This window comes from Paenibacillus naphthalenovorans (genome assembly GCF_001465255.1).
GTDB classification, from domain to species: domain Bacteria; phylum Bacillota; class Bacilli; order Paenibacillales; family NBRC-103111; genus Paenibacillus_G; species Paenibacillus_G naphthalenovorans.
Map to the genome: position 1 here is coordinate 212,191 of NZ_CP013652.1, position 22,825 is coordinate 235,015.

21 protein-coding genes, 1 tRNA gene and 2 riboswitches are annotated in these 22,825 nt (G+C 49.2%); of the genes, 13 read left to right on the forward strand and 9 right to left on the reverse strand.

Going from position 1 to position 22,825, the window contains the following annotated elements:
- Nucleotides 1-13 precede the first annotated feature (13 nt).
- Nucleotides 14-1,108 carry a 2Fe-2S iron-sulfur cluster-binding protein gene (locus IJ22_RS01030; protein WP_062406579.1) on the forward strand — a complete coding sequence of 365 codons (1,095 nt, stop codon included), beginning with the start codon at nucleotides 14-16 and terminating at the stop codon, nucleotides 1,106-1,108.
- Between the two features lie 112 nt (nucleotides 1,109-1,220).
- On the opposite strand, the gene IJ22_RS01035 is transcribed toward IJ22_RS01030, so the two are convergent.
- Genes IJ22_RS01035 through IJ22_RS01050 form a run of 4 tightly spaced genes read right to left on the reverse strand, consistent with a single transcriptional unit; the run spans nucleotide 1,221 to nucleotide 3,890 of the window.
- Entirely contained in the window at nucleotides 1,221-2,051 is an 831-nt protein-coding gene (locus IJ22_RS01035; protein ID WP_145862482.1) for an energy-coupling factor ABC transporter ATP-binding protein, read from the reverse strand.
- The gene (gene cbiQ, locus IJ22_RS01040) at nucleotides 2,048-2,845 is read right to left on the reverse strand and encodes a cobalt ECF transporter T component CbiQ (RefSeq protein ID WP_062406581.1); all 798 of its coding nucleotides are present in this window, start codon (nucleotides 2,843-2,845) and stop codon (nucleotides 2,048-2,050) included. The genes IJ22_RS01035 and cbiQ overlap by 4 nt, the downstream gene beginning before the upstream one ends.
- Nucleotides 2,842-3,126: an energy-coupling factor ABC transporter substrate-binding protein gene (locus IJ22_RS01045; protein ID WP_062406595.1), complete on the reverse strand. Its 285-nt coding sequence runs from the start codon at nucleotides 3,124-3,126 to the stop codon at nucleotides 2,842-2,844. Before IJ22_RS01045 ends, cbiQ begins: the two co-directional genes overlap by 4 nt.
- 5 nt (nucleotides 3,127-3,131) lie before the next feature.
- Nucleotides 3,132-3,890, reverse strand: a complete 759-nt coding sequence (locus IJ22_RS01050; protein WP_062406596.1) for an energy-coupling factor ABC transporter permease — start codon at nucleotides 3,888-3,890, stop codon at nucleotides 3,132-3,134.
- 148 nt (nucleotides 3,891-4,038) lie between these two features.
- Nucleotides 4,039-4,226: riboswitch (cobalamin riboswitch) on the reverse strand.
- A 412-nt stretch (nucleotides 4,227-4,638) separates the two neighbouring features.
- On the opposite strand from IJ22_RS01050, the gene IJ22_RS01055 reads away from it, so the two are divergent.
- Complete coding sequence (locus IJ22_RS01055; RefSeq protein ID WP_062406598.1) at nucleotides 4,639-4,884, forward strand: hypothetical protein; 246 nt, start codon at nucleotides 4,639-4,641, stop codon at nucleotides 4,882-4,884.
- 227 nt (nucleotides 4,885-5,111) lie between these two features.
- Here the strand turns inward: IJ22_RS01055 and IJ22_RS01060 are convergent, their stop codons facing one another.
- Nucleotides 5,112-6,038 carry a LysR family transcriptional regulator gene (locus IJ22_RS01060; RefSeq protein ID WP_062406600.1) on the reverse strand — a complete coding sequence of 309 codons (927 nt, stop codon included), beginning with the start codon at nucleotides 6,036-6,038 and terminating at the stop codon, nucleotides 5,112-5,114.
- A gap of 291 nt (nucleotides 6,039-6,329) precedes the next feature.
- Between IJ22_RS01060 and IJ22_RS01065 the strand changes: the two genes are divergently transcribed.
- From IJ22_RS01065 to IJ22_RS01085, 5 genes are all read left to right on the forward strand, one after another.
- On the forward strand, nucleotides 6,330-7,409 hold the full coding sequence (locus IJ22_RS01065) for an ABC transporter substrate-binding protein (RefSeq protein ID WP_062406602.1): 1,080 nt from the start codon (nucleotides 6,330-6,332) through the stop codon (nucleotides 7,407-7,409).
- Nucleotides 7,410-7,444: 35 nt separating this feature from the next.
- On the forward strand, nucleotides 7,445-8,251 hold the full coding sequence (locus IJ22_RS01070; RefSeq protein ID WP_062406604.1) for an ABC transporter ATP-binding protein: 807 nt from the start codon (nucleotides 7,445-7,447) through the stop codon (nucleotides 8,249-8,251).
- Between the two features lie 18 nt (nucleotides 8,252-8,269).
- A complete protein-coding gene (locus IJ22_RS01075; RefSeq protein WP_062406606.1) occupies nucleotides 8,270-9,148 on the forward strand; it encodes an ABC transporter permease in 879 nt (292 codons plus the stop codon).
- 32 nt (nucleotides 9,149-9,180) lie between these two features.
- Nucleotides 9,181-10,689, forward strand: a complete 1,509-nt coding sequence (locus IJ22_RS01080) for a hypothetical protein (protein WP_054819781.1) — start codon at nucleotides 9,181-9,183, stop codon at nucleotides 10,687-10,689.
- 88 nt (nucleotides 10,690-10,777) lie between these two features.
- A complete protein-coding gene (locus IJ22_RS01085) occupies nucleotides 10,778-11,374 on the forward strand; it encodes a hypothetical protein (protein ID WP_074730108.1) in 597 nt (198 codons plus the stop codon).
- Nucleotides 11,375-11,403: 29 nt separating this feature from the next.
- Here IJ22_RS01085 and gluQRS read toward each other — a convergent pair whose 3' ends face one another.
- Together gluQRS and IJ22_RS01095 are read right to left on the reverse strand one after the other, a co-directional pair.
- Nucleotides 11,404-12,369 carry a tRNA glutamyl-Q(34) synthetase GluQRS gene (gene gluQRS, locus IJ22_RS01090; RefSeq protein ID WP_062406609.1) on the reverse strand — a complete coding sequence of 322 codons (966 nt, stop codon included), beginning with the start codon at nucleotides 12,367-12,369 and terminating at the stop codon, nucleotides 11,404-11,406.
- Nucleotides 12,370-12,464: 95 nt separating this feature from the next.
- Nucleotides 12,465-12,541 (reverse strand) — tRNA-Asp (locus IJ22_RS01095).
- A 393-nt stretch (nucleotides 12,542-12,934) separates the two neighbouring features.
- A riboswitch (cobalamin riboswitch) is annotated at nucleotides 12,935-13,133 on the forward strand.
- 144 nt (nucleotides 13,134-13,277) lie between these two features.
- Between IJ22_RS01095 and metE the strand changes: the two genes are divergently transcribed.
- Complete coding sequence (metE, locus tag IJ22_RS01100; protein WP_062406611.1) at nucleotides 13,278-15,584, forward strand: 5-methyltetrahydropteroyltriglutamate--homocysteine S-methyltransferase; 2,307 nt, start codon at nucleotides 13,278-13,280, stop codon at nucleotides 15,582-15,584.
- 500 nt (nucleotides 15,585-16,084) lie between these two features.
- Nucleotides 16,085-16,297 (forward strand): DUF6366 family protein, encoded by a 213-nt coding sequence (locus IJ22_RS01105; protein WP_062406613.1) that lies wholly within the window; start codon nucleotides 16,085-16,087, stop codon nucleotides 16,295-16,297.
- A gap of 140 nt (nucleotides 16,298-16,437) precedes the next feature.
- Here the strand turns inward: IJ22_RS01105 and IJ22_RS01110 are convergent, their stop codons facing one another.
- Nucleotides 16,438-17,109 (reverse strand): HAD family hydrolase, encoded by a 672-nt coding sequence (locus IJ22_RS01110; RefSeq protein ID WP_054820126.1) that lies wholly within the window; start codon nucleotides 17,107-17,109, stop codon nucleotides 16,438-16,440.
- A gap of 140 nt (nucleotides 17,110-17,249) precedes the next feature.
- Here IJ22_RS01110 and IJ22_RS01115 point away from each other — a divergent pair, with 140 nt between their 5' ends.
- Entirely contained in the window at nucleotides 17,250-17,699 is a 450-nt protein-coding gene (locus IJ22_RS01115) for a copper amine oxidase N-terminal domain-containing protein (protein ID WP_256380594.1), read from the forward strand.
- A gap of 70 nt (nucleotides 17,700-17,769) precedes the next feature.
- Here IJ22_RS01115 and IJ22_RS01120 read toward each other — a convergent pair whose 3' ends face one another.
- A complete protein-coding gene (locus IJ22_RS01120; protein ID WP_062406616.1) occupies nucleotides 17,770-18,471 on the reverse strand; it encodes a transposase in 702 nt (233 codons plus the stop codon).
- A 325-nt stretch (nucleotides 18,472-18,796) separates the two neighbouring features.
- Here IJ22_RS01120 and IJ22_RS01125 point away from each other — a divergent pair, with 325 nt between their 5' ends.
- The 3 genes from IJ22_RS01125 to IJ22_RS01135 are packed head-to-tail and all read left to right on the forward strand — an operon-like array spanning nucleotide 18,797 to nucleotide 22,807.
- The gene (locus IJ22_RS01125; protein WP_062406619.1) at nucleotides 18,797-19,981 is read left to right on the forward strand and encodes an acyl-CoA dehydrogenase family protein; all 1,185 of its coding nucleotides are present in this window, start codon (nucleotides 18,797-18,799) and stop codon (nucleotides 19,979-19,981) included.
- A 52-nt stretch (nucleotides 19,982-20,033) separates the two neighbouring features.
- Nucleotides 20,034-21,413, forward strand: a complete 1,380-nt coding sequence (locus IJ22_RS01130) for an LLM class flavin-dependent oxidoreductase (RefSeq protein WP_062406621.1) — start codon at nucleotides 20,034-20,036, stop codon at nucleotides 21,411-21,413.
- A 14-nt stretch (nucleotides 21,414-21,427) separates the two neighbouring features.
- A complete protein-coding gene (locus IJ22_RS01135; RefSeq protein WP_062406623.1) occupies nucleotides 21,428-22,807 on the forward strand; it encodes an LLM class flavin-dependent oxidoreductase in 1,380 nt (459 codons plus the stop codon).
- Nucleotides 22,808-22,825 lie beyond the last annotated feature (18 nt).

Genomic DNA, 22,825 nt, shown 5'->3' on the forward strand with positions numbered 1-22,825 from the left:
AAGGACAATTACGATGGCGAATTTACTTGCTAGGATATTCAATCGAACAACGGAACCACGGTTTGTCGATGTACTGCCCACCGGTGACAAATTTTCGGTAGAACCAAACCAGACATTGCTGCAGGGGGCGTTGTCGGCAGGGATACCTTTACCGCATGACTGCAGGGTGGGGACTTGTGCTACTTGCAAATGCCGCTTAGTGGAAGGGAAAGTAAAATCGATCATGGATTTTTCCTACACGTTAAACACGGAAGAGATTGAACAGGGATATATCCTTGCCTGTCAAACCATTGTCAAAAGTAATCTGACGATTCTGATTGACCCTTCGTCAGAAGGTCCGCATCATACAGTAAAATCTGTTAACGGTGTTATTCGCAAGAGCGAAACGTTGACACATGACATTCTAAAAATCAGGATAGAACTGGACGAAAGCATTTCTTACGAAGCCGGCCAATATGCGGATCTGTCGGTCCCTGGCATTAAGGAACCCCGTTCCTACTCGTTTGCGGATGCGCCGAAAAAACAGGGACAGACAGAGATAAGTTTCTTTATTCGCCGAGTGCCGAATGGAGAAATGACCGGCTGGTTGAATGCAGCGGACCGGACAGGCGAAAAAGTGACTGTCACGGGCCCTTACGGGTCTTTCTATCTGCGGCCTTCCGTTCAACCAATAGTTTGCATGGCGGGGGGCAGCGGCTTAGCCCCAATAAAAGCAATATTGGAACAAGCCGCCAAACAAGGAGGGGACATTCCGGTATTACTTTTGTTTGGTGCACGCACGCAAGGGGACCTGTATTGTCTGGATATCATTGCTGAGATTGCTTCATCCTGGAACGCGCCTTTTCATTTCATTCCGGTATTGTCGGAAGAACCAATGGAAAGCGATTGGATAGGAGCCCGCGGTCTGGTCACCGAACACATCAAAGATCATCCGGGGATTCAGGTACCGTTCAGCAAAGCCTATCTGTGTGGGCCTCCAGGAATGATCGATGCAGCTATAAATAAGTTGAATGAATGTGGTGTCACCGCAGACCAAATCTTTTTTGACAAGTTTTTGGACCGCAGTCATGTGCAGAAGACAATAAAGGCGGATCGATTGCACAAATGACAAGGTCAGACGGCTCTCAGGATTAGCCGAAGGTCAGGCGGAGGAGCTCCAGTTGTCATGATAAGCCGATTCCCAGGCAAGATATAGCAAGAGAACCGGCTCTTACCCATGCTTACAATTGTTTCATAAGCTCCTTCAGCTCAGCCATGCTGCGGGGAGGAAAACTTTCCGCACGCACGTGTTCGGGTAAACTGGACCAAACCTGCAGCAGCAAAGGCGGTTCCAGACCGAGCGACAGGATCAAGTCTTCCTGTTCAAACACCTCGAAAGGCGTGCCTTCCAGCAAACACTTCCCTTTGTCCATCACCAGGACCCAGTCCGCCCATGCATAGGCCAAATTCATATCGTGCGTGGCCATCACGACAGTGGTGCCTTGGGCATGAATGCGGTCCAATTCCTCCACCAGCCGCTGCTCGGATGAGCGGTCCAGGTAAGCGGTCGGTTCGTCCAGCAGCAGCAGCTCGGGCTCGAGGACCATCACGCCGGCCAGGGCGACACGCTTTTTTTGACCGAGGCTTAAGTGATGAATAGGTGTATTAGCCAAATGCTCCAGACCCATGGTACCAAGAATATGTTGGATGCGCCGGATCATCTCATGCTCAGGTACCCCGGCATTGCGAAGACCGTAGGAAATATCTTCATACGGCGTACTCAAAATCAACTGCTGTTCCGGGTCCTGGAACACCAGTCCGACTTGCTGCCGCAGCTTTTTGAGATCATCCGCACGATAGGACATGGGAGCGCCTTTCCAGTGCATCCTTCCGGAAGCCGGGCGGTGAATGCCGACCGCATGCAGGAACAAGGTCGATTTGCCCGACCCGTTATGGCCGCAAATGGCGGTTTTCTTGCCTTCGGGCAGGCTCATGGTCAAGCCCTGAAGCGCTTCGGCTTGAGTTCCCGGGTAGCTGTAGCGTACATCGTAAGCCTCCATAATGGATTTCACAGCATTTCCCCCCAGCGAAGCCACAGCTCGATTAGCAGTAATAAAATCACTCCGATACGGCTTTCCCATATATAACGAAAGGGCAGGGGAGTGGCTTGAACCGGCGCCATTTGAATGCTGTCGGCAAAGCCTCTGGTTACCAAGCCCTGCGAAAGCCCTTGGTACCGATGCATCGACTTGCCGAACAACCGGACGATCAGGATTGCCGTATCGTTCAGCCTGCGGTAGAAGCCGGTCTGGCCGCCGCGGGCTCTCTGAGCCGTATACATCTGTTGTGCCGTATCCGAAAGTACGAAGAGAAAGCGGTACATGATCATCATCAATTCCAGCACCAGAGAAGGCACACGCCATTTTTTCATCACCTGAAACAGCTCGGACATAGGCGTCGTCAGCATGACAAAGGCCAGGCAGGATAAGCATGCGATGATCCGGGCCAGCAAGCTGCCCGCTTCGTAAATGCCCGCTTCTGTAACATAAGACGTCCACCGCGCAAACGTAAAGAGGATCATTCCATCGGGCGAAACCGGGCCGGCGGATGTAAACTCGATGACAATAGCCGGCAGACTGGCCGCATAAAACAGGCAGGAGGCTCCGATCAGCAGGCTGTACGCTTTGACGGGAATCCGGGCGTACAAGGTTATCCAGACGAACAGCCAGCCGACGATCATCATCTGGGTCACAGGATGGGACAAATAAGACAGCACCATCAGAACGGCTGCGAATCCGCTTTTCCACATCGGGGAAACGGAGCGCAGCCTGTTGGTGTAAGAAAATGTATCGATCAGCTTGATCATGTGGTTTTGGATTTGGAGGCTCTACCCTTGAACCATCCGAAGGCAAAGCCGATAAAACCGGCGCCAATGGCGGCCTGCAGCGCAAACAGCATGCTTTCGGTCTCTGCCGGAGGCTCCATCAGCGGAGCAAACCAGGGTTCATAAGCAGGATGAATCTCGGTGATCATTTCTTCAGCGGCACCGTCTGCTCCGCCGAATTCGCCGTTGACGAACAGGAGCGGAAGAACAGCCAACAAGACGACGGCAATCAGGATGAGAAGGTTCGTTTTCTGATGGGACATGAGAGTTATGCTCCTTTCATTTTACGCTGTAAAATCGATAATTCTTCCGAACTGTTGGCTTTCAGCCAGTTCCAGATCAGTACCGTAAGAAGTCCTTCGCTGATGGCCAAAGGGATTTGAGTGATCGCAAAAATGCCCCCGAATTTTACGAATGAAGCCAAAATGCCGCCGCTCTCTGCCGGGAACGCCAATGCCAGTTGAATGGAAGTGACGACATACGTAGACAGGTTGGCCAGCGCCGCCGCCGTAAAGATCGACAGCGTTTGTTTTCCCGTCGATTTGATCATCCACCGGTAAGCGGCATAACCGATCATGGGGCCGGCAACAGCCATAGAGAAGGCGTTGGCTCCAAGAGTGGTCAACCCGCCATGGGCAAGCAGCAGAGCTTGAAACAGCAGGACGATGGAGCCCAGCACGCTCATGGGCAGCGGTCCGAACATGACAGCGCCGAGACCTGTTCCCGTCGGATGCGAGCTGCTTCCCGTCACGGAAGGAATTTTCAGCGCCGACAGAACAAGGATGAAAGCACCGGCTACTCCCAGCATAATTTTTAGCTCCGGTGTTTCTCTCGTAATTCTCATCAAGGACCGCAGCCCGAGAATGAAGAACGGAATAAACACGGCCCACCAGAAGATCGCCCATCCGTAGGGAAGAAAGCCTTCCATAATATGCATGGCATAGGCGGACTTAGGATCGCTGACAGTCAGGTACAGGGTAAATCCGGAGACCAACAACAGTGTGCTTATTGCTTTTTTAGAAATCATTGTACATTTCCTCCCTGGCAAATCGTTGTAAAACTCAAAAAAACCAATCCTGCAGGATTGGTTAGGGGTACGCATCAATAGACGACAAGATCAGCCTGGCGTGATCGTCGCTTTTATCGTTCGTACACCACTCCTTTCCTCGAAGGCCTTGGGGTGCATAAATCAGGTAGGTCTCCTGGCTCTCGGATCGTCGTGTTCTCCCGTCTTCCCCGATGGATGATCGAGTGACATGCTGGGAGAAACTCCCCGAATACAGTGGCGGGACCGCTCGGGATTTGCACCCGATTCCCTGTTACCCTTTGCTGTCGCAAAGGCACCTGATTCAGTATGTATGCAATTCGTTTGCGTCAATCCATGCTACTTGTCCGTTGGCGGTCGTCGCATTGCATTATGTAACATGAATTTATTGAACTATAACACGAATGAGGTGACTTTGTCTATCAAAATCCTCATCCGAATGCAAGATTCGGCCTGTGATTCATTCGGCGTCATCCAGAGCCGCTTTTTTCATAAGATCAACCCCAGTGATATGTATTGGTTATAGTTACCCTCTAAACGAAACGCTAAGGCTGAAAATTGCAAAAGAGCGGCGGCTTAAAGTTAAGAAATCGTTTAGCTTTTGTTTACCTTTTATTTATATTGCTTCTGTATACTTCATTATGGGTACTAGAAGAAAATAGTACTATCCAGCAAATGAAAACCCCTTAAAATAATGAAGTAAGTAAGATATGTTAGGGATGATCTGTTTATGGAAATAAAGGATCGCATATCATTTTTAAAGAAACACGAAAATGACTGCTACCGCATTTGTTATTATTTATTGCAAAGTGAAAAGATGGCCTGCGAGGCTGCCAAAAAAGCATTGTACAGCTTGAGCAGATGCGACTCATTCTTTGCCGAGAATACTCAAGCCGTACGTGAACTGGTGCGTAAAGAAGCGATGAAATCGGCCCTGCAGTTGAAGAAAGAGCAGTCCGATCTGCTGCGGTTATGATGAACAGTCATTTGCATCATTGGGGCTGTCCCATAAGTAGTTTTTAACTACGCAGGGACGGCCCTGTTTTCTTAACTTTTCGTTACCAAACTGAAAAGATCGAGTAGAGGGCTATACTTGCTCTCTTACTCGACCTTTTTGGTTCATTGTCGCCCAGAAGAGAAGAAGATCCGCAGGTGGGCGGCCGCCGTGTTTTTCAACGGCAGGCTGCCCTTTATACTGCACGGCTACTGTTCCAGGCAGGGCTTGTCCAATGGAAAATATTCCAGAAATTTTTTCGATGTGGTCGAAAGGTACCGTCCCTTCAACCAGATGATGGCGGAAGGCCTTGACATAATGGAAGGTTCTATGATCTCTTTGAATTGAAGCCCTGCATTCGGAATGAGGTTCATAGCGGATTGGGGGACGATGGTAATGCCTACATCATGATTGGCCCAGGTTAGCAGCGTCATGATGTCGTTGCTTTCACAGATGATTTTGGGTTCGAATCCGGCTTCCCGGCAGGCGTCTTCCACCAGATCCATGATGTACATCCGATGATGATACATCGAGGTGCCCTGCTGTCTTCGGAGCAGCATCAGCGGCTTGTTTTCCAGATCGGACAGCTTTACGTACGGTTGGTTATCCCCAATGTTCCAATGGCGGCTCATGGCTGCAACGAGAGGCTCCGCAGGCAGGTTGATCATATTGAACATTCCGTTATCGACGGGCAGTCTGACGATGCCGAGCTCAATAATCCGATTCTCGAGCAATTCCATCACCCGATTGGGATCCCCCTCCCATACCTGGAAGCGCACCTCCGGATACCGCTTTTGAAAATCATGAATTCGTTCCGGTAAAAGCTTGGCGCCCAGAGAAGCAATCGTGCCGATGGCTAACGTTCCCCGCACTCCCTCGCTCAATTCCCTGATTTCTTCCATGGTACCGTTTACAAGTTCGAGTATTATTTTTGCCCGGTCGTACAGTAATTTTCCAGCCTCGGTGGTCGTGAGCCTGCGCGTATTTCTCTCCAACAGCGTGACACCCATTTCGGTTTCCAGCAGTTTCAGCTGCTGGCTCAGCGGCGGTTGCGCGATGTGTAAGCGTCTTGCGGCTTGCGAGATCTTGCCTTCCTCGACAATGGCAAGGAAGTATCGGAGTTGTCGAATATCCATAGCGGCACGCCCTTTTGCTTTAAGTCGTTGTTGATACGCGGTTTCCTGCATGTTTATATCTATTGCATATAAATCCTTAACGAAATGGATATTTTTCTTATAATTTTTTATTTGTTATCTTTAATTTATAAGTTTAAGGGAAGGAGGGCAAGCAAAAATTTCGGATGTACTCATTATTTTGAAAGCGGTTACTAAATGTTCGCCTTTCAGGGGAGGGGGTTGGTGGAATAAGCAAGCACAATGTAAACCAAGAAAAATGTAAGCCCTTTAATTTTTCGATGAGGTGAGAAAATGAGAACAAACCAATGGATTCTGGTTATATTGTTAAGCCTTGGTATGATTTTGTCAGGTTGCAGTTCGACTGCAGATTCTTCCCAGAACGGCAGCAAAACCGAACCTTCCGAAAGCCCCTCCGCCAATGCTCAACCTTCGAATGCTCCGAAGCCTCTTGATAAACCGGTAAGCATCAAAATCGGATATCCGACGCAAGGCGCGTCCATGCTTCCCTTGTGGATCGCCAAGGACACTGGAATTTTTGAAAAATATGGGGTAAAAGCGGACCTGATTTATATCGCAGGAACTCCAAAGGTTCAGGAAACCTTGAACAGCGGAGCGATTCAAGTAGGATTAACCGGGGTCGATCCGGTAGGAAAAGCCAAGGCAGCCGGAGTGGATTCCGTGATCCTGTCTGCCGTTTCCGATCGGACCGTACTTTATATCTATGGCCAAAAGTCAGCCGAAAAAGCCAATATTGCCAAAGACCTGAAAGGCAAAACCATGATTACGGCGGCAGAGGGTTCGCTATATGACCACTTGGCGAAATTTTTTATCAAGGAAAACGGATTGACACCAAAAACGGACGTCAAGCTGCTGAATATGGGCGGCGAGGGTGACCGTACAGCGGCTTTCTTGAAAGGCGAAGGAGCGTTTTATGTAGCGGCGCCTCCGACGTCATTCAAAATGGATGAGATGGGCTATCCCCAATTGTACGACTTTAAAGATAAAGAAGTGCTCAATTCAGGTGTGGTGATGTTAAAGGACTATTATGACAAAAATCCTGAGCTGGCAAATGCGGTTGTAGCTTCGTTGATTGAAGCCAATGCTTACATTGTTAACCATAAAGAGGCCGCCATTAAATCGATTAGCAAATGGACCGGAATTGACGATCCGGCTTTAGCGCAGAAAACCTATGATGTCAATGTGGGCACGCTTCCCAAAAAGCCTTATGTATCGGATAAGTCCGTACAGTTCTTTTTAGACAACTCGGATAGCGAGGCTGTCAGAACGATGAAGCCGTCGGATATCGTCGATAACAGCCTGGTCAAAGCATTGGATGAGTCCGGCTGGATCGACAGCCTGTATAAGAAATAGCTGTTTTCCCGGAAAACAGGCAAGGAGGAGTGCACATGACCGTATTAGCCAAGCTGCATACGGATAATGTATCCATTACCTATCCGCTTAAGAATGGAGAAGAAATTACGGCCGTATCCGGCTTCAACATGACCGTGAATGAAGGCGAGTTTGTATGCATTGTCGGGCCCAGCGGCTGCGGGAAATCAACAATGCTTGGCGCCATTGCCGGCATACAGCATGTCAGTAACGGAAAGATCTATTTGAACGGTCAGCCCATCAAGGGAACCGGACGGGATCGCGGCGTCGTTTTTCAGCAGGCATCGCTGTTTCCATGGCGTACCTCTTTGGAAAATGTGGTTTACGGCCTCGAGTTAGCCGGTGTACCCAAAAACGAACGCATGGCCAAGGGAAGGGAACTGTTGAAGCTGGTAGGCCTGGAAGCGTTTGAACATCATTATCCGAACCAGCTGTCGGGAGGCATGCAGCAGAGGGTCAACGTAGCCAGAGCGCTTGCCATAGAACCCAGCCTGATGCTGTTAGATGAGCCTTTGGGCGCCTTGGACGCGCAAACCCGCGAATTTATGCAGCTGGAGCTGCTTCGGATTTGGAAAGAGACGAAACAAACGATCATCTTTGTGACGCATGATATTGGCGAAGCCGTGTATTTGTCGGATCGCGTCGTTGTGATGACCGCAAGACCGGGAACCGTTTGTGAGACGGTAGATATTCATCTTCCTCGCCCTCGTCCTTTAGAGATCAAAAGAAGTCCTGAATTTTTGGAATACGAAAAGCACATTTGGGGACTTATCGTATCGGAAAAGGAAAGGGAAAAGCAGCGGATGAAGATCATCACTTTGTAACCAAAGGAGGAAAACCGATTGAACAGCATAAAGATAAGGGAAAGCGCTTCCGAATCCTATGGCTCTATGAAACCGCCGGACAGGAATACACGATCCGAGGCTCAAGACAACCGCAAGGTCGGACCCGGGAAGCGCAAACGTTCAGACGGATTCCTGCTGAATCATATCGGGGCCATGACGGTCGTCGTTGTTCTTGCTGTTTGGGAAATGCTGTACCGTAGCGGTATGATCAACCCGATTTTCCTAAGCTCGCCGATTCGAATCATAAAAGTCGGCTATCAATTGACGCAAAGCGGAGTTTTGCTCGATAATCTGCTTTTTACGCTGGGCAACTTCTTTGTCGGATTTGGGCTGGCGGCTGTTCTAGGCATATTCGTCGGACTGCTTATGGGATGGTACCGGCCTCTGGGTAAAGCGCTCGATCCCTTTTTGACGGCGATGCTGGGTACACCGCGTATTGTGCTGCTGCCCTTGATCACGCTTTGGGTGGGAGTAGGCTTTTCCAGCAAGGTTCTCGTTGTGTTTATCGCAGGGGTATTTCCGATCATTCTGAATACCATGACCGGCGTGCGGAATCTGGATCCGAACCTGACCCGGGTGGCCGGCTGCTTCGGCGCTTCCGCCATTCAGACCTTTATTACGGTTGCTCTTCCCGGCTCGCTGCCGCAAATTGTTTCCGGTCTCAGAGTCGGTATCGGTCAATCGCTTGTTGGAGTCATCGCCGCCGAAATGTTTGTCTCGACAGGCGGGATCGGTTATTTTGTAGCGCAGTCCTCGGCCAACTTTAATATCGATCGCGTATTTGTGGGGATTATCGTGATTGTTATGATGGGTATGGCCATCACCAGCTCGGTCAAGCTGCTGGAGACGCGTTTATTGAAGCATCGAATGGATTAATTCAACCAAAAACGAATAGAGGAGCGAATGTCATGCTGCAAGGAAAACCGAATTTTACAACTCCACCCCTTATTGAAAAATATCCTCCGCGCTGCCCGCCGTTTGTAGAGGTAAAAAGCGTGGATGATTTACTTCCTTATCTGGATGAGGTGGCTAAACGTCCATACAGTCAGGGACTTCATGCCGCATGGGATTTGCAGCCGGGCGAACGCGTGCTGCTGCGTGCGGATAACTGGCATGATCCTATGGTTATTGAAGCTTGCAAACGGATACTCGAAAAATATAACACCAAGTATGAAGTTGTAATGGCGGACAAAGGTCCGATTCCAACATGGAAGGGACATAACGAAGTGGAGTACTATTTGGCCCGGACGAAGGAGCTGGCCGAATGGATGGACGAATGGGAGCAGATCGAGAAGGAAGGCAAGTATGACAAGCTCCTCTGGGGTTATGGCGGTCCCGTCTTGTGCGACGCGAACATCAAAATCCAGCGGATGCCATTCATTACGCCTGAGCTCACCGCGACTCCGGCGCATACGATTGCCTATGAAATTATCGATGCCATCGACAAATGGACATGGGACAGGATCCGAAACGCCAGGAGAATCCGTATTACGGATCCGGAAGGCACCGATTTGAGCTATACCAATCATGACGCCTATTATGACAGCAAACGCGAGTTTTTCAATCCCGATCTGGTCGACAGGTTCTGGTCGCAAAACAAGAATTTCGGGAAAACGTATCTCCCGGGGCATGTTCTGGGCAGACCATGGATGTATCTTCCGAAGGAAGATGCAAGCGGTGTCATTGCGGGCACGAGCAACCATATCGGTCCGGTTCCTTGGGTCCAATTGAAAGTGGAGGACGGCAGGATTACCGACATCCATGAAGGCGGGGAATTCGGAGACAAGCTTCGCAAGCTGCAGGATGAAACCGGTCATCTTCAGTACCCCGGTTTTCCGGACAAAGGACTTCTTCGTTGGTGGGAAGCGTCCATAGGTACGAACCCTCATATTCACCGTCCGAGAAGAGGGTTTCTCCAGGGCTGGCTGAACTGTCTCTATGAACGCATGCGCAGCGGCGTTATTCATATGGGCTTTGGAACGATTATTTCAAGCTCGACGGAACGTGAAGCGGCCAAAATGGGGCTGCCTGTCGGACACTGGCATCTGCATCTCTACTTTGCGACAATGACGTGCGAAATGGTCGGAGGAGGAACCGAAACCATCATTCAGGACGGACGCCTGATGGCGCTGGATGATCCGGACATTCGCAACATTGCCGCTAAATACGGTGATCCGGACCTGCTGCTGACCGAATCCTGGATTCCGGCCGTACCGGGAATTAACGTGGCCGGCGATTACTGGAAGCATTACGCCAACGATCCGGAGGATTGGGTGCTTGCGGAGCTGAAAATCTGCGAGAACTATCATCATTTGTTCATGAGCATGGTTGGTGCAGATCCCAAGTATTGCAACAATCCGCTCTGGAAGCTGCCGCATTCCCATGATGCTTGCTCCTGCGGACATCATCACGGCTGAACGGAATAAATCGGACAGCTTGGGTTCAGGAGCTGTCCGATTCACGATTGACCACAATCCCATCAGGACAGGAAAGAGGGATGCCGTTATGAATATCATCATTCAAGTACTTGTATTTTCCATTCTCATTGCTCTGACAGCAGTAACCTACCTGACCGTGTTAAGTATCCGGCAAAAGCTGTCCTGCACGACCGGCATGATGGCTGCCATGCTCATTGGCTCGATGACAGGACTCATTACAGGTACCGTACTTGGAGCCGATCAGAGCTTTTCCATCAACTGTATGCTCGCCATGATCGTTGGGGTGGGCGGCGGGGTGATGCTGGGAATGCCATTCCATGCGATGGCCGTCCTGGACGGGCTCATGGCCGGAGTCATGAGCGGGATGATGGGGGCGATGCTTGGCTCTATGCTGTCTCCCGACTTCTTGCTTCCCATGAGCTTTTTCTTAACGCTGCTTTTTGTCATCGCTGTGCTCCTTCTCCATCGGATCATGAAGCAGGAAGCGGGAATTTTACAAGGAACTGAACCCAATAGGGAAAAGATGAAAACCGGATCCATTCTTACCGTTTGTGTTACCATCGTTTTGTTTTCTCTAGTGATCATGGGTTCGTCTTATAAGGATCAGCCCAAAGCCCCGGAGGAACCGCATGTGCACACCGGGCATCACAAGATGTCCGAATAAGTCATGCCAAGGACAGCTCACAAGCAGGCTTAGCCCTCTGTGAGCCAGTGCCGAAGCTGCTCACTGACGGTTAATCGGCCGCTTGCCGTCCGGACAGGTCCGAAGAACGGTATAAGCTCCCGGGCGGTTAAAGGTTCCGGGCGATCGATCCAACCGGCCAGATGGGCCAAGGCTCCCAGCAGGCGTTCGGGCGGAACCTGCGCACTTCGCAGTGCAGCAAGCGTAAGCGCACTGTCGCGCTTGGACAGACGCCGGCCGCTTGCATCGACCAGCAGGGGAACATGGGCAAAATCCGGTGCCCGGAGTCCCAGCGCTTCGTAGAGTGCCAGCTGTCTTGGCGTCGAGTCAAGCAGATCGGCCCCGCGCAGCACGTCGGTGATGCCCATGGCGGCATCGTCGACCGTCACGGCGAGCTGGTAGCTGAACATGCCGTCGGCGCGCTTGACGACAAAGTCGCTGAGCGCTTCGCCCGCGCAGGTTTGCGGCCCGGCTACCGCATCGTAGAACCGCAGCTCGTGCGGCGGCATGATGAACCGCAGGGCAGGCGTTTTCTTCGCGGCTCTTGCCTGCCGCTCCGCGGGCGAAAGCGAACGGCATAAACCGGGATAGGCGGCGCCTTCGGATGCCAGCCCATGAGGCGCGCTGCCGATCGCCGCCAGCTCGCTGCGGCTGCAATAGCACGGGTACAGCCGTCCGGCTTGCTGCAGCTGCTCAAACGCCTCCTCGTAAAGGGATTCACGCCGGCTTTGCTCATAAGGCGCGCAGGGACCGCCGCCGCGCGGGCCTTCATCCCAATCGATGCCCAGCCAAAGCAGGTCGTCCTGAAGCTGCTCGGCGTAGGCGGGACGGGAGCGGGCTTTATCGATGTCTTCGATGCGCAACACAAATTCTCCTCCGGCTTGGCGCATTTGCAGCCATGCGGCGAGGGCGGTGAAGGCATTGCCGATATGAAGCAGTCCGGATGGAGTTGGTGCGAAACGTCCGCGGCGGGTCATACTCTCACGCTCCTTGAAGAATACAAAAAAGAGCAGACATGTCGTTCTGCTCGGTGTTCTTTAGGCTATGTAAGATAATATGGGATGTAAATTCATGGCGGAGCCGACGGGATTCGAACCCGCGATCTCCTGCGTGACAGGCAGGCATGTTAGGCCTCTACACCACGGCTCCACACATTAGCAATGTTGTGTCTCGGACACAAACAATATAATAACATGAATCGATGCGGTCTGACAAGCTCTTTGTTGATCGAATCGATTTTACCGTGTTCAACCGTATGAAAAAGGCTGCGGATTCATGTGGAACTTTTTTCCTCCTTCCTTCGTTAAAACTTATATGGCAGGAATAGGTAAACGTATATTTATAAATGAGGGAGGGAGCAAGCAAGATGGAGATGAACCGCAAACGCTTATGGAAGCTGAGGCTCATTGAATTGTGCTGTATCCTCATCATGCTTGTCATTTTATTTGCTTTTGCCGCTGTGCTCTTGTGGCATTACCATTCTAAACCATCCTTGACTGTTGCATAAATACTATTTGTAATGTATTATTTTACGAGCAACAATTTTATATTGTGGGAATAGGTGCTCCGGTCCGTTTCAAACGGTTCCGGAGCTTAAAAGGGAAGTTCGGTGAAATGCCGACGCGGTCCCGCCACTGTAACAGAGGAGTCAACGCGGATATGCCACTGATCTTCGGATTGGGAAGGCGCGTTTTGACCATGATTCTGGAGCCAGGAGACCTGCCTGTTCTGACAGCACTGTTTTTACCTACGGGAGATAGGGAGGTGTTAAAAATGGTAGCCACCGTTTTTACAAACGAGGGGCATCTTTACCCTTTTTAACCCAAGGGAAAGATGCCTTTTTTGCATGGAATTTAAAAGCAATATGAAAATGGAGGGTGACCGAATGGATTCGTTGAAAAGCAGTAACTTGGGGTATCCAAGAATTGGAGTGAACAGAGAATGGAAAAAGTTGCTGGAAGCCTTGTGGGCAAACAAGATTCAGGAGTCTGAATTTGAAAAGAAGATAGAAGAACTGCGGTTGAATCATCTCAAACTCCAGCAGGAAAAAGGAATCGACCTTATTCCGGTCAATGATTTTTCTTTGTACGACCATATGCTGGATACGGCGGCAATGTTCGGAATTGTACCCAAACGGTTTAACTACCCTGGCGGCGTTGTTTCCCTTTCCACCTATTATGCTATGGCCAGAGGCAGCAAAGGGGCTCCTGCTTGCGAAATGACCAAGTGGTTCAATACGAATTATCACTACATTGTACCGGAATTGAATGATATTACTCCGGTGCTTACCATCAACAAGCCGCTTCAAGCCTATCGGGAAGCAAAGCAAAAGCTGGGCATTGACGGGAAGCCGGTACTGATCGGGCTGTATACGTTTTTAAAACTATCCAAAGGGTATAAGTCCGGGCAATGGGACGAGCTGATTGCATTGTTCCTCCCATTGTATGCTCAAATCCTGAGGGAACTGGAGCAAGAAGGCGTAAGGTGGGTGCAAATCGATGAACCTGTTTTAGTCAGCTCATTGTCTGTTGAAGATATGGATCGGATAACTCATATTTATAAGCAACTGCATGAAGCGGCGCCGGGGCTGAATATTATGCTTCAAACCTATTTTGATGCCGTAGAGCACTATGAAGCGACGGTTTCGCTGCCGGTGCAAGGAATCGGACTGGATCTGGTGCACGGTTACGACCGGAACATGCAGCATATGGCCAAGCATGGATTTCCAAAGGATAAGGTGCTCGGAGCAGGTCTGATCGACGGGCGCAACATTTGGGCTGCCGATTTGCAGTCCAAGCTGACATTGCTGAATACGTTGTCCCAGTACGTTCCTTATGAAAGAATGATCATTCAGCCTTCCTGCAGCCTGCTTCATGTTCCTGTCACTACCGGGCAGGAAACCAAGCTTGGTTCTGAAATTCGGCAAGTCTTGGCTTTCGCCAATGAAAAGCTTGATGAGATTGTTTTGCTGACCAAGGCCGTGGCAGATAAAGATTCCGAACCGATCGCACGCGAACTTGAAAAAAATCAACAAGCGCTTCGCGAAATCAATGCATCCTCCTCCAGAAAAAAGGAACACATTCAGGAAATGGTAGAGCGGATCGATCAACAGCCATCGGCAAGAGCGGGTACTTTTGCAGAACGGCGAATTCTTCAGCAAAACAAATGGAATCTTCCGATCCTGCCAACCACAACGATTGGAAGCTTCCCGCAAACCTCTGAGGTTAGACAAGCCCGCAAAAAATGGAGAACCGGCGAGTGGACCGAAGAGCAGTACAAGACATTTATTCAAGAGCAGATTCGGCTGTGGATTAACCTTCAGGAAGAAATCGGACTGGATGTGCTTGTCCATGGAGAGTTTGAAAGAACGGATATGGTAGAGTTTTTCGGAGAGAAGCTGGGCGGATTTTTCTTTACGCAAAACGGTTGGGTTCAATCCTACGGTTCACGGTGCGTCAAGCCGCCTGTCATTTACGGCGATGTGGAATTCATCAAGCCGATGACCGTCGAAGAAACGGTGTACGCCCAATCGTTGACGAACAAGCCGGTGAAAGGAATGCTTACCGGCCCCATCACGATATTAAACTGGTCGTTTGTGAGAGATGATATTCCTCGCGAGAAGGTGGCTTATCAAATTGCGCTGGCTCTGCGTCAGGAAGTTGAGGCATTGGAGAAAGCCGGGATTGAAATGATCCAAGTCGATGAACCTGCTTTGCGGGAAGGTTTGCCGATCAAAAGACAGGACTGGCAGCATTACCTGGATTGGGCTGTGCTCTCTTTCCGCTTGGCCACAGCGACCGTCAAAAACACAACACAAATCCACACACATATGTGCTATTGCGAGTTTCACGACATCATCGACTCGATTCGCGAATTGGATGCCGATGTCATTTCCATCGAAACCTCGCGGAGTCACGGAGAATTGCTGCACAGCTTTGAAGAGCACACGTACGATCATGGCATCGGGCTGGGCGTATATGATATTCATAGTCCAAGAGTCCCTGATGTGAAAGAAATGGTTCATATGATCGACCGATCCCTGTCGGTTTTAGATCCTGAATTGTTCTGGATCAATCCGGATTGCGGACTAAAAACGAGGGGCATGGATGAAACGATTGCATCGCTCAAAAATATGGTGGAGGCCGCGAAGTCGTTTAGAGAAAAAAGCCCTGTCCTCAGCTCATCATTGTAAAAAAGAAAAAAAGCTGTAAGGGTTCATCTTTATCAAGACCGGCTTATTCGGATTTATACACAAGGCATCTTTATGTCGCAGATAAACGGCATATAGATGCCTTGTTTGATTGAGGGTGATGAACACGCAAATTAATAAGCACCCCGCATTAGGACTTAGGACGGGGTGCTGCCGCAATACCTGCTAATTAGTCGCGATGACGATGATCTTTACAAACCACGATAGCTTTTTCACCTGGTTTTAATTTAACGACGATAACTCTTTTTTTGCGATTCTTTGCCATATGTTGTCAACCCCCTTTATGAGATATGATTTATACTACGCTACTCCGTTTGATTTGGTATAGACAAAAGATATGCGGCAATCAAACATTATTAGTATAAAATCAAATCGCTTAACAAGGTATTTGGGAATAGTTGTAGAAGTATACTCTATAATGAAAGAAAAACAAGCTGCTCGCAGTGAAGAAAAGGGCAGGTTATTATCAGGAGGCGGGTAATTTGGACTCTCGTAAAGAATCGCCTGAAGAAACAAGAGAACGTTTAAGACGAGAAGAATTAAAAAAAAATCCTGCTGGTGCGTTTAGTGATGGAGTAAATCGTGCTGAATTTGGAAATTTAGCTGATCTCGTTGGCGGTTTGGGATGGAAAGGCACCGGAATTTTAATTTTAATATTGCTTATAGGGTATGTAATTTATAAATTACTGTTTTAAAATGAGAGGGACGATGATACATTTTTCGCCACTTGAACGAATAAGCGTATTCGAGTTTTTTTTCGAATACGCTTATTCGTTTGCAGTACAACATTCTAGGAATCTACCGTCTTACCGTCGCTTCGGTTCGGTATGCGGACTTACGGTATAAACAAAGCCGGTATTTCATCAATCGTTTCGCAGATGGCGTCCGGGGCTTCAGCTCCAGCGGGAATGGGCTGAAAGCGCGCGTCTCCCTGCCGGACCCAGATCGCGCTCATGCCCAGACGCTTGGCGGGGATGATATCGTTATCGATCCGGTCGCCGATCATGACCGCCTGCTTCGGCCGGCACTGCGCTTGTTCCAGAGCCATGAGGAAAAAGCGGGGATCGGGCTTTTCCATGCCCGCCTCGGCCGATGCACAGCAAACGGAGATATAAGGAGAGAAGCCGTAGGTTTCCAGTCTTGCAGGCGTGCCGGGCCCCTGATTGGCAATGATGCCGATACGGTACTGTCGAGACAAGGACTGCAGGAGGGTCAAGGCCGACGGAAATGGGCGCTCCATATTTTTCCGGTACGTCATGCCCCGCTTGATTTGCGCCCGATGCTCTTCCGAGGGAACCCATGCCTCCATCACACTGCGCATCGGAAATGGGGCGAACTTCCGGTAAGCCTCCTGCAGAGCGGCTTGTACTTGATCGGGGCGAAATGTATAGCCCAAAAGAGCGGCTTGCTCGGTAAATTGACGGATACTTTCGGATATGGGTGCTGATTCGTCGATCAGCGTTTCCCCAAGATCGAAGAAGATCCATCGGATTTGATCTTTGTTCATAGTTAGGCCTCCTGTATTGTAACGGAGTATTGCATAAACTAGTTCGAGATGTCAAGCTTGAGGCCGGCTTAACTTGATTCCAAGGCGGCATTTCGATCAGTAATGCATTTTTCAGGGGACATCATACTATATCGGATACGATTCAGCTTACCATAGATCATAACGTCGCAGCAGTAAACGGCCAACCGGTACCCTTGGAACAGCCTGCCGTAATGATCAATCAAACCACGATGGTTCCTTTGCGTTTTATTGCAGAAAGCTTACATCAGAATGTTGCCTACGATGACAAGACACAAGCTATCTCGATCACTGACAAAGCTCCGTCAAACCGCGGCGTTCAACCCGCCAAGCCTCAACCGGACAAAGGGAAAGAGCTTGTGAAACTGGACAAGATTACAGTCGATAATCTTACGAATGGACTGGATGGAGGTAAAGCATCGCTGTATGACAAAAAGACAGTATATGTAGTCAATATGGTTTCAGACAAGGATAAAAATGATTCCGAAAAGGTAGGCGTCGTCGTCATTTTTTCCGCATTGTTCGGTGCTTTTTCCATTTTATTTTTTTATCATAAAGATCCGGTTCGATAAAAAAGAATAAAGTCTATGGTATGAAACTGCTCCAATATTACAAGACGGTATTAAAATTTTAGACAATCGATTAGTGGTAGCCGCCATAAATATCCATCCAGCCATATTGCATGCGGACCGCAGGGATATCCATTTCCAGGATTTCATTTGCAGAGCTTTGATTGGCGCGTTGGTTCAAATAGGCGTACAAGCTGTATTCCAGACTGCGTTTATCCTGGCCGGACGCCGTGGTTGTCACGGAGATTTCAGGGGCCGTCTCCTGCATGTACCGTTGAATCGTTGAGCGGTTTGCATTCAAACCCTCCCGCTGAAGCGCCTTGGCGATCCGCCGGGAACCCCAATACGGGTAAAGGCTTTGCACCTCCGCCACTCTCTTCTTGATCAATTCCTTCCGGGGAACGGGCCGGTAATATAAGCTGGACCTGTTTAATCCGAGCAGCCGGGTTTGCGTACTTAGGGGCAGGGCATCCGGAGACCTGTCGATCAGTTCCGCTCTTTCCTTACGGGACAGGTGGGAGGCCAATGCTTTCTTCAGCCATTCAAGCTGGGCGGTTAATTTCTCTGCATCGGTCTGTTCATTGGTTTCGCAGCCGGCGTTATCCATGGATTTTTTCAATTGATCGCAAATGTCGCGTTTCCACCGGGCAATCTGTTCCGGCCGGACGCCGAGCTCTGAAGCCAGCTCCTTTATGGTTTTGTCTTCCTGCCAAGCATTCCAAAGCAAACGAGTTTTTTCTTCCAAAGAAAAACGCTTGTTCAGTTCTTTTTCCACCTGTTTCCCTCCTCGAATCCATTGTCCAAAACTTTGGGCCGGTCGCCAAAAGGTCGGTTTCTGCAAGAAACCGCCCGTTGGCTTGGAACAAATTTTACTAGGAACAGCATCCATTTTCAAGAAGTATTCCTACTTGACACATAGGATTAATTAATTTAGTATAATTTCAAAAATGCCGACTAGACGACTAGAGGATTTCAATTCAAAGCATGGCTTGAATTGAAATCCTCTTTTTTAATGGAGAAATTTTTGCAATGCAGGCCGTTGCGCGATGATCCATTGATGATGTCTATAAAAATAAAATATACGAGAAAGAGGGAGAACCATGAAAACGACTGTAGTCAAAGAACCGGATGTCTTCCTGCAAAAAGCAGCTTTACTTGCCAAAGAGTTTGCAAAAGATGCGCCAGAACGCGATCTAGCCGGTGGTACTGCTAAAGAACAGCGGGATGCGTTGCGAAAAAGCGGACTGCTAACCATTTTAATTCCTGCGGAATACGGCGGCGAAGGGCAGCCCTGGTCCCTGGTGCTCCGCATCGTTCGTGAATTGGCAAAAACCGATGCTTCGCTTGCTCACTTATACGGCTATCATTTTTTGCATTTAGTCACACCGCATTTTGCGGGCACGGAAAAACAAAAGGAGTTTTTTTATACGGAATCGGCGAAAAACAATTGGTTTTGGGGAAATTCGTTTAATCCCATCGAGCCTACTTTAATTGGGAAAAAAGAAGGCGACCGTTTTATTCTGAACGGCTACAACACATTTAGTACCGGCTCCCGGGATTCGGACCGTCTGTTAATTTTGTGGGAAAATCCCGAGGATGGAAAAGCGTATGCAGGGATGATTCCAACTGCCCGAAAAGGTGTAACGGTGAATAACGATTGGGATGGGATTGGTCAAAGGCAAACGGACAGCGGTTCCGTTTCCTTTGATAATGTAGTAGTGGAAAAGGAGGAAGTTTTAGATAAATCCGAATCCGAAGGTACTGCTTTCTTTACTTTGGATGCTATCCTTTCACAAATTATTTTGGCCAATGTTTTTGTAGGAAGTGCGGAAGGGGCATTGGAAGAAGCAAGGAATTATACCCTTTCCAAATCGCGCCCCTGGTACCTGACCGATTATAAACAGGCGATAGATGATCCGTTTATTCAACGTCGTTATGGCGATTTTTGGATTGATGTTCAAGCGGCCGTGCAGCTGGTAGAAAAAGCCGGTGAAAAAGTAGACGAAGCTTGGGCGAAAGATCGGTCGCTGACCGCGGAGGAACGGGGGGAAACGGTTCTGTTTACAGGTGCGGCCAATGCTTTTGGCACAAAGGTGGCGCTAAATGTGACAAGCAATATTTTTGAAGTCATGGGGGCGCGCTCCGCGACAAGAAAAAATAACTTCGATCGGTTCTGGCGAAATGTTCGTCTTCATTCTCTTCATAACCCGATTGAATATAAGCGAAAAAATATCGGGAAATGGCTGTTAACCGGGGAATATCCAATCCCGAGCGCTTATTCCTGATAAATATGAAACTGCAGATCCATAGAATGAAAATAGCCGGGAGGAAATGGACATGACAAAAAAAAGAATATATTTGAACGCTTTTGATATGAATTGCGCAGGACACCAATCTCCGGGTCTATGGTCACATCCGAAGGACAAATCATCAACCTATAAAGATGCGGAATATTGGACCCATTTAGCCAAGGTTTTGGAAAGGGGACGATTTGACGCCATCTTTCTTGCCGATGTGTTAGGCACCTATGATGTTTACCGGGGGTCGCGTGACCCGGCGGTACGCCAGGGCGCACAGGTTCCCGTTAATGATCCGGCCTTTGTCGTGCCTATCATGGCCCAAGTGACAAAACATTTAGGTTTTGGACTTACGGCCTCCACAAGCTATGAGCATCCTTACATTTTTGCAAGGCGTATGTCTACGCTGGATCATCTGACCAAAGGGCGTATCGGCTGGAATATCGTTACTTCTTATTTGAACAGTGCTGCGGTTAATATTGGGCTGGATCAACAAATCAACCATGATGAACGCTATGAAATTGCTGATGAATATATGGAGGTTGTTTATAAACTTTGGGAAGGCAGCTGGGAGGACGATGCTGTCGTATTGGATAAAGAACAAAAGCTTTATACCGATCCCGGGAAAGTACACGATATTCGACATGAAGGAAAATATTATAAGGTGCCCGGAGCACACTTATGCGAACCTTCACCACAAAGGACACCGGTCATTTTTCAAGCGGGTGCTTCCAAAAGAGGCCGCCAATTTGCAGCTAAACATGCCGAACTTGTGTTTATTAGCGTTCCAACCGAACAAATCGGCAAAACATTTGTGCAGGCATTGCGTGAAGAGACCAAAAAGGCCGGCCGCAATCCGGAGGAAATCAAGATTCTTTCCTTATTTACCCCCATTGTTGGACGTACACAAGAAGAAGCGGAAGCGAAGTTCCGTGAGTATCAAAGCTATGTCAGTTATGAAGGCAGCCTGGCATTATTCGGAGGGTGGACCGGTGTAGACTTTGCCGGATACGCCCCGGATGACAAAATTCAATATGTAAAAAACGATGCGATTCATTCTGCGATTGAAACATTTACGAAAATCGACCCAAACAAGCAATGGACCATAGGAGAGGTTGCCGACTTCGTAGGTGTCGGGGGAATGGGCCTGGTAGGCGTAGGCACACCGGAAAGAATTGCTGACATCATGGAACAATGGATAGATGAAACGGGAGTTGACGGCTTTAATATCGCTTATGCGGTAACACCCGGTACATTTGAAGACTTTGTGGATCATGTGATTCCGGTCTTACAATCGCGGGGTCTTGTCCGTAAAGATTATGAGGAAGGTACTTTCCGGAAAAACTTATTCGGCTATGACCAATTGCCGGACCACCACCCGGGACGCCAATATCGAAATCGTTTTTCCTTACAATTCTAGAAGGGAAATAACTCATGAAAAAGAAAATGCACTTGCTCCAGTATATGATGCCGCCTGTCACTCATCACAGCAGCGCAACGTGGAAACATCCGCGGAATATGACGATGACGAATGCTTTTCAATGGAATCGTCCGGAGATTTGGCAGGAGATTGCCCGCATCGCCGAAAGAGGCAAATTCGATGCCGTATTTTTTGCCGATACGGAAGGCATTTATTCCGAGTATGAGAACAGCTACAAAAGTGCCGTGCGCTATGCTTCGCAAGTGCCGTGCTATGAACCGTCGGTCTTGATGTCATTTATGGGTGCAGTCACCCAACATATTGGCCTGACCATGACGTTCTCGGTGGCGGGTTATCCGCCATACATTCTTGCGCGAAAACTGGCCACGCTGGATCACCTGTCACGCGGACGTGTCGGCTGGAATGTCGTCACCGCTTTTCATAAGAATGCATCCGAAAACCTTGGGTTGAATGTCGAACAATACCATTTATCCCACGATCAGCGCTATGATCGGGTGGATGAGTATATGGAGGTATGTTACAAGTTATGGGAAAGCTGGGAGCCGGATGCGATCGTGATGGATGCGGAAAATAACATCTTTGCCGATCCGGAAAAAGTGCATCCGATTCACCACGAAGGGAAATGGTTTAGGTGCAAAGGCCCGCTGAATATTGATCGTTCCCCGCAAGGGCGCCCTGTCATCCTTCAGGCGGGTCAATCGACACGCGGGATCCAATCTGCCGCCAAGCACGCCGAGCTTATTTTTACCCTTCAGCCCGATCGCGAAGCCATGAAGGTTTATTATCATCGTTTAAAAGAAGAGGCAGTGAAAGTTGGGCGCGACCCGGATGATGTCAGGGTTTGTTTTGGATTGCAAGTGTTTGTTGGAGAGACGGAGGACATCGCCCGTGCCAAAGCCGCACTCCACAATGCTCTCGTTCCGGCCGAAGCGGGGGTGACGATCTTGTCCGGACACTTGGGCTACGATTTATCCAAACACGGTCTTGACGAATTCATTGCCGATTTAAAAGTGCCGGGGATTCAGGGAATGATTGACGCTTATAAACACAGCAGCTCTGCAAATGCGACCATTCGTGAGGCAGGGATGTTACACGGCCGAGGCGTCATGACTCCCCAGTTGGTTGGATCGCCGGAGCAAGTAGCCGATTGGATGGAAGAGACAATGAACGAGGTGGGAGGGGACGGCTTTCTCTTAAGCCCGGCCTATATGCCCGGTTCGTTGGAAGAGTTTGTGGAGCTGGTGGTGCCGATTTTACAAAAACGCGGGTTGGCAAGGACGGAATATGTTGAAAACGGAACATTGAGGGACAATCTGAGGACGCTTAACGCCAAAAGTACGGAGCAGGTACGGTTTTCCAGAGAAATTATATAAAAGGAGGCTTGCAGCCTT

Bases quoted from the DNA above. Each gene is read 5' to 3' on its own strand.
- IJ22_RS01130 (WP_062406621.1), top strand. From the start codon at position 20,034: ATGACAAAAAAAAGAATATATTTGAACGCTTTTGATATGAATTGCGCA.
- IJ22_RS01030 (WP_062406579.1), top strand. From the start codon at position 14: ATGGCGAATTTACTTGCTAGGATATTCAATCGAACAACGGAACCACGG.
- IJ22_RS01045 (WP_062406595.1), bottom strand. From the start codon at position 3,126: ATGTCCCATCAGAAAACGAACCTTCTCATCCTGATTGCCGTCGTCTTG.
- IJ22_RS01070 (WP_062406604.1), top strand. From the start codon at position 7,445: ATGACCGTATTAGCCAAGCTGCATACGGATAATGTATCCATTACCTAT.
- cbiQ (WP_062406581.1), bottom strand. From the start codon at position 2,845: ATGATCAAGCTGATCGATACATTTTCTTACACCAACAGGCTGCGCTCC.
- metE (WP_062406611.1), top strand. From the start codon at position 13,278: ATGGATTCGTTGAAAAGCAGTAACTTGGGGTATCCAAGAATTGGAGTG.
- IJ22_RS01050 (WP_062406596.1), bottom strand. From the start codon at position 3,890: ATGATTTCTAAAAAAGCAATAAGCACACTGTTGTTGGTCTCCGGATTT.
- IJ22_RS01065 (WP_062406602.1), top strand. From the start codon at position 6,330: ATGAGAACAAACCAATGGATTCTGGTTATATTGTTAAGCCTTGGTATG.
- gluQRS (WP_062406609.1), bottom strand. From the start codon at position 12,369: ATGACCCGCCGCGGACGTTTCGCACCAACTCCATCCGGACTGCTTCAT.
- IJ22_RS01125 (WP_062406619.1), top strand. From the start codon at position 18,797: ATGAAAACGACTGTAGTCAAAGAACCGGATGTCTTCCTGCAAAAAGCA.
- IJ22_RS01110 (WP_054820126.1), bottom strand. From the start codon at position 17,109: ATGAACAAAGATCAAATCCGATGGATCTTCTTCGATCTTGGGGAAACG.
- IJ22_RS01060 (WP_062406600.1), bottom strand. From the start codon at position 6,038: ATGGATATTCGACAACTCCGATACTTCCTTGCCATTGTCGAGGAAGGC.
- IJ22_RS01135 (WP_062406623.1), top strand. From the start codon at position 21,428: ATGAAAAAGAAAATGCACTTGCTCCAGTATATGATGCCGCCTGTCACT.
- IJ22_RS01080 (WP_054819781.1), top strand. From the start codon at position 9,181: ATGCTGCAAGGAAAACCGAATTTTACAACTCCACCCCTTATTGAAAAA.
- IJ22_RS01085 (WP_074730108.1), top strand. From the start codon at position 10,778: ATGAATATCATCATTCAAGTACTTGTATTTTCCATTCTCATTGCTCTG.
- IJ22_RS01055 (WP_062406598.1), top strand. From the start codon at position 4,639: ATGGAAATAAAGGATCGCATATCATTTTTAAAGAAACACGAAAATGAC.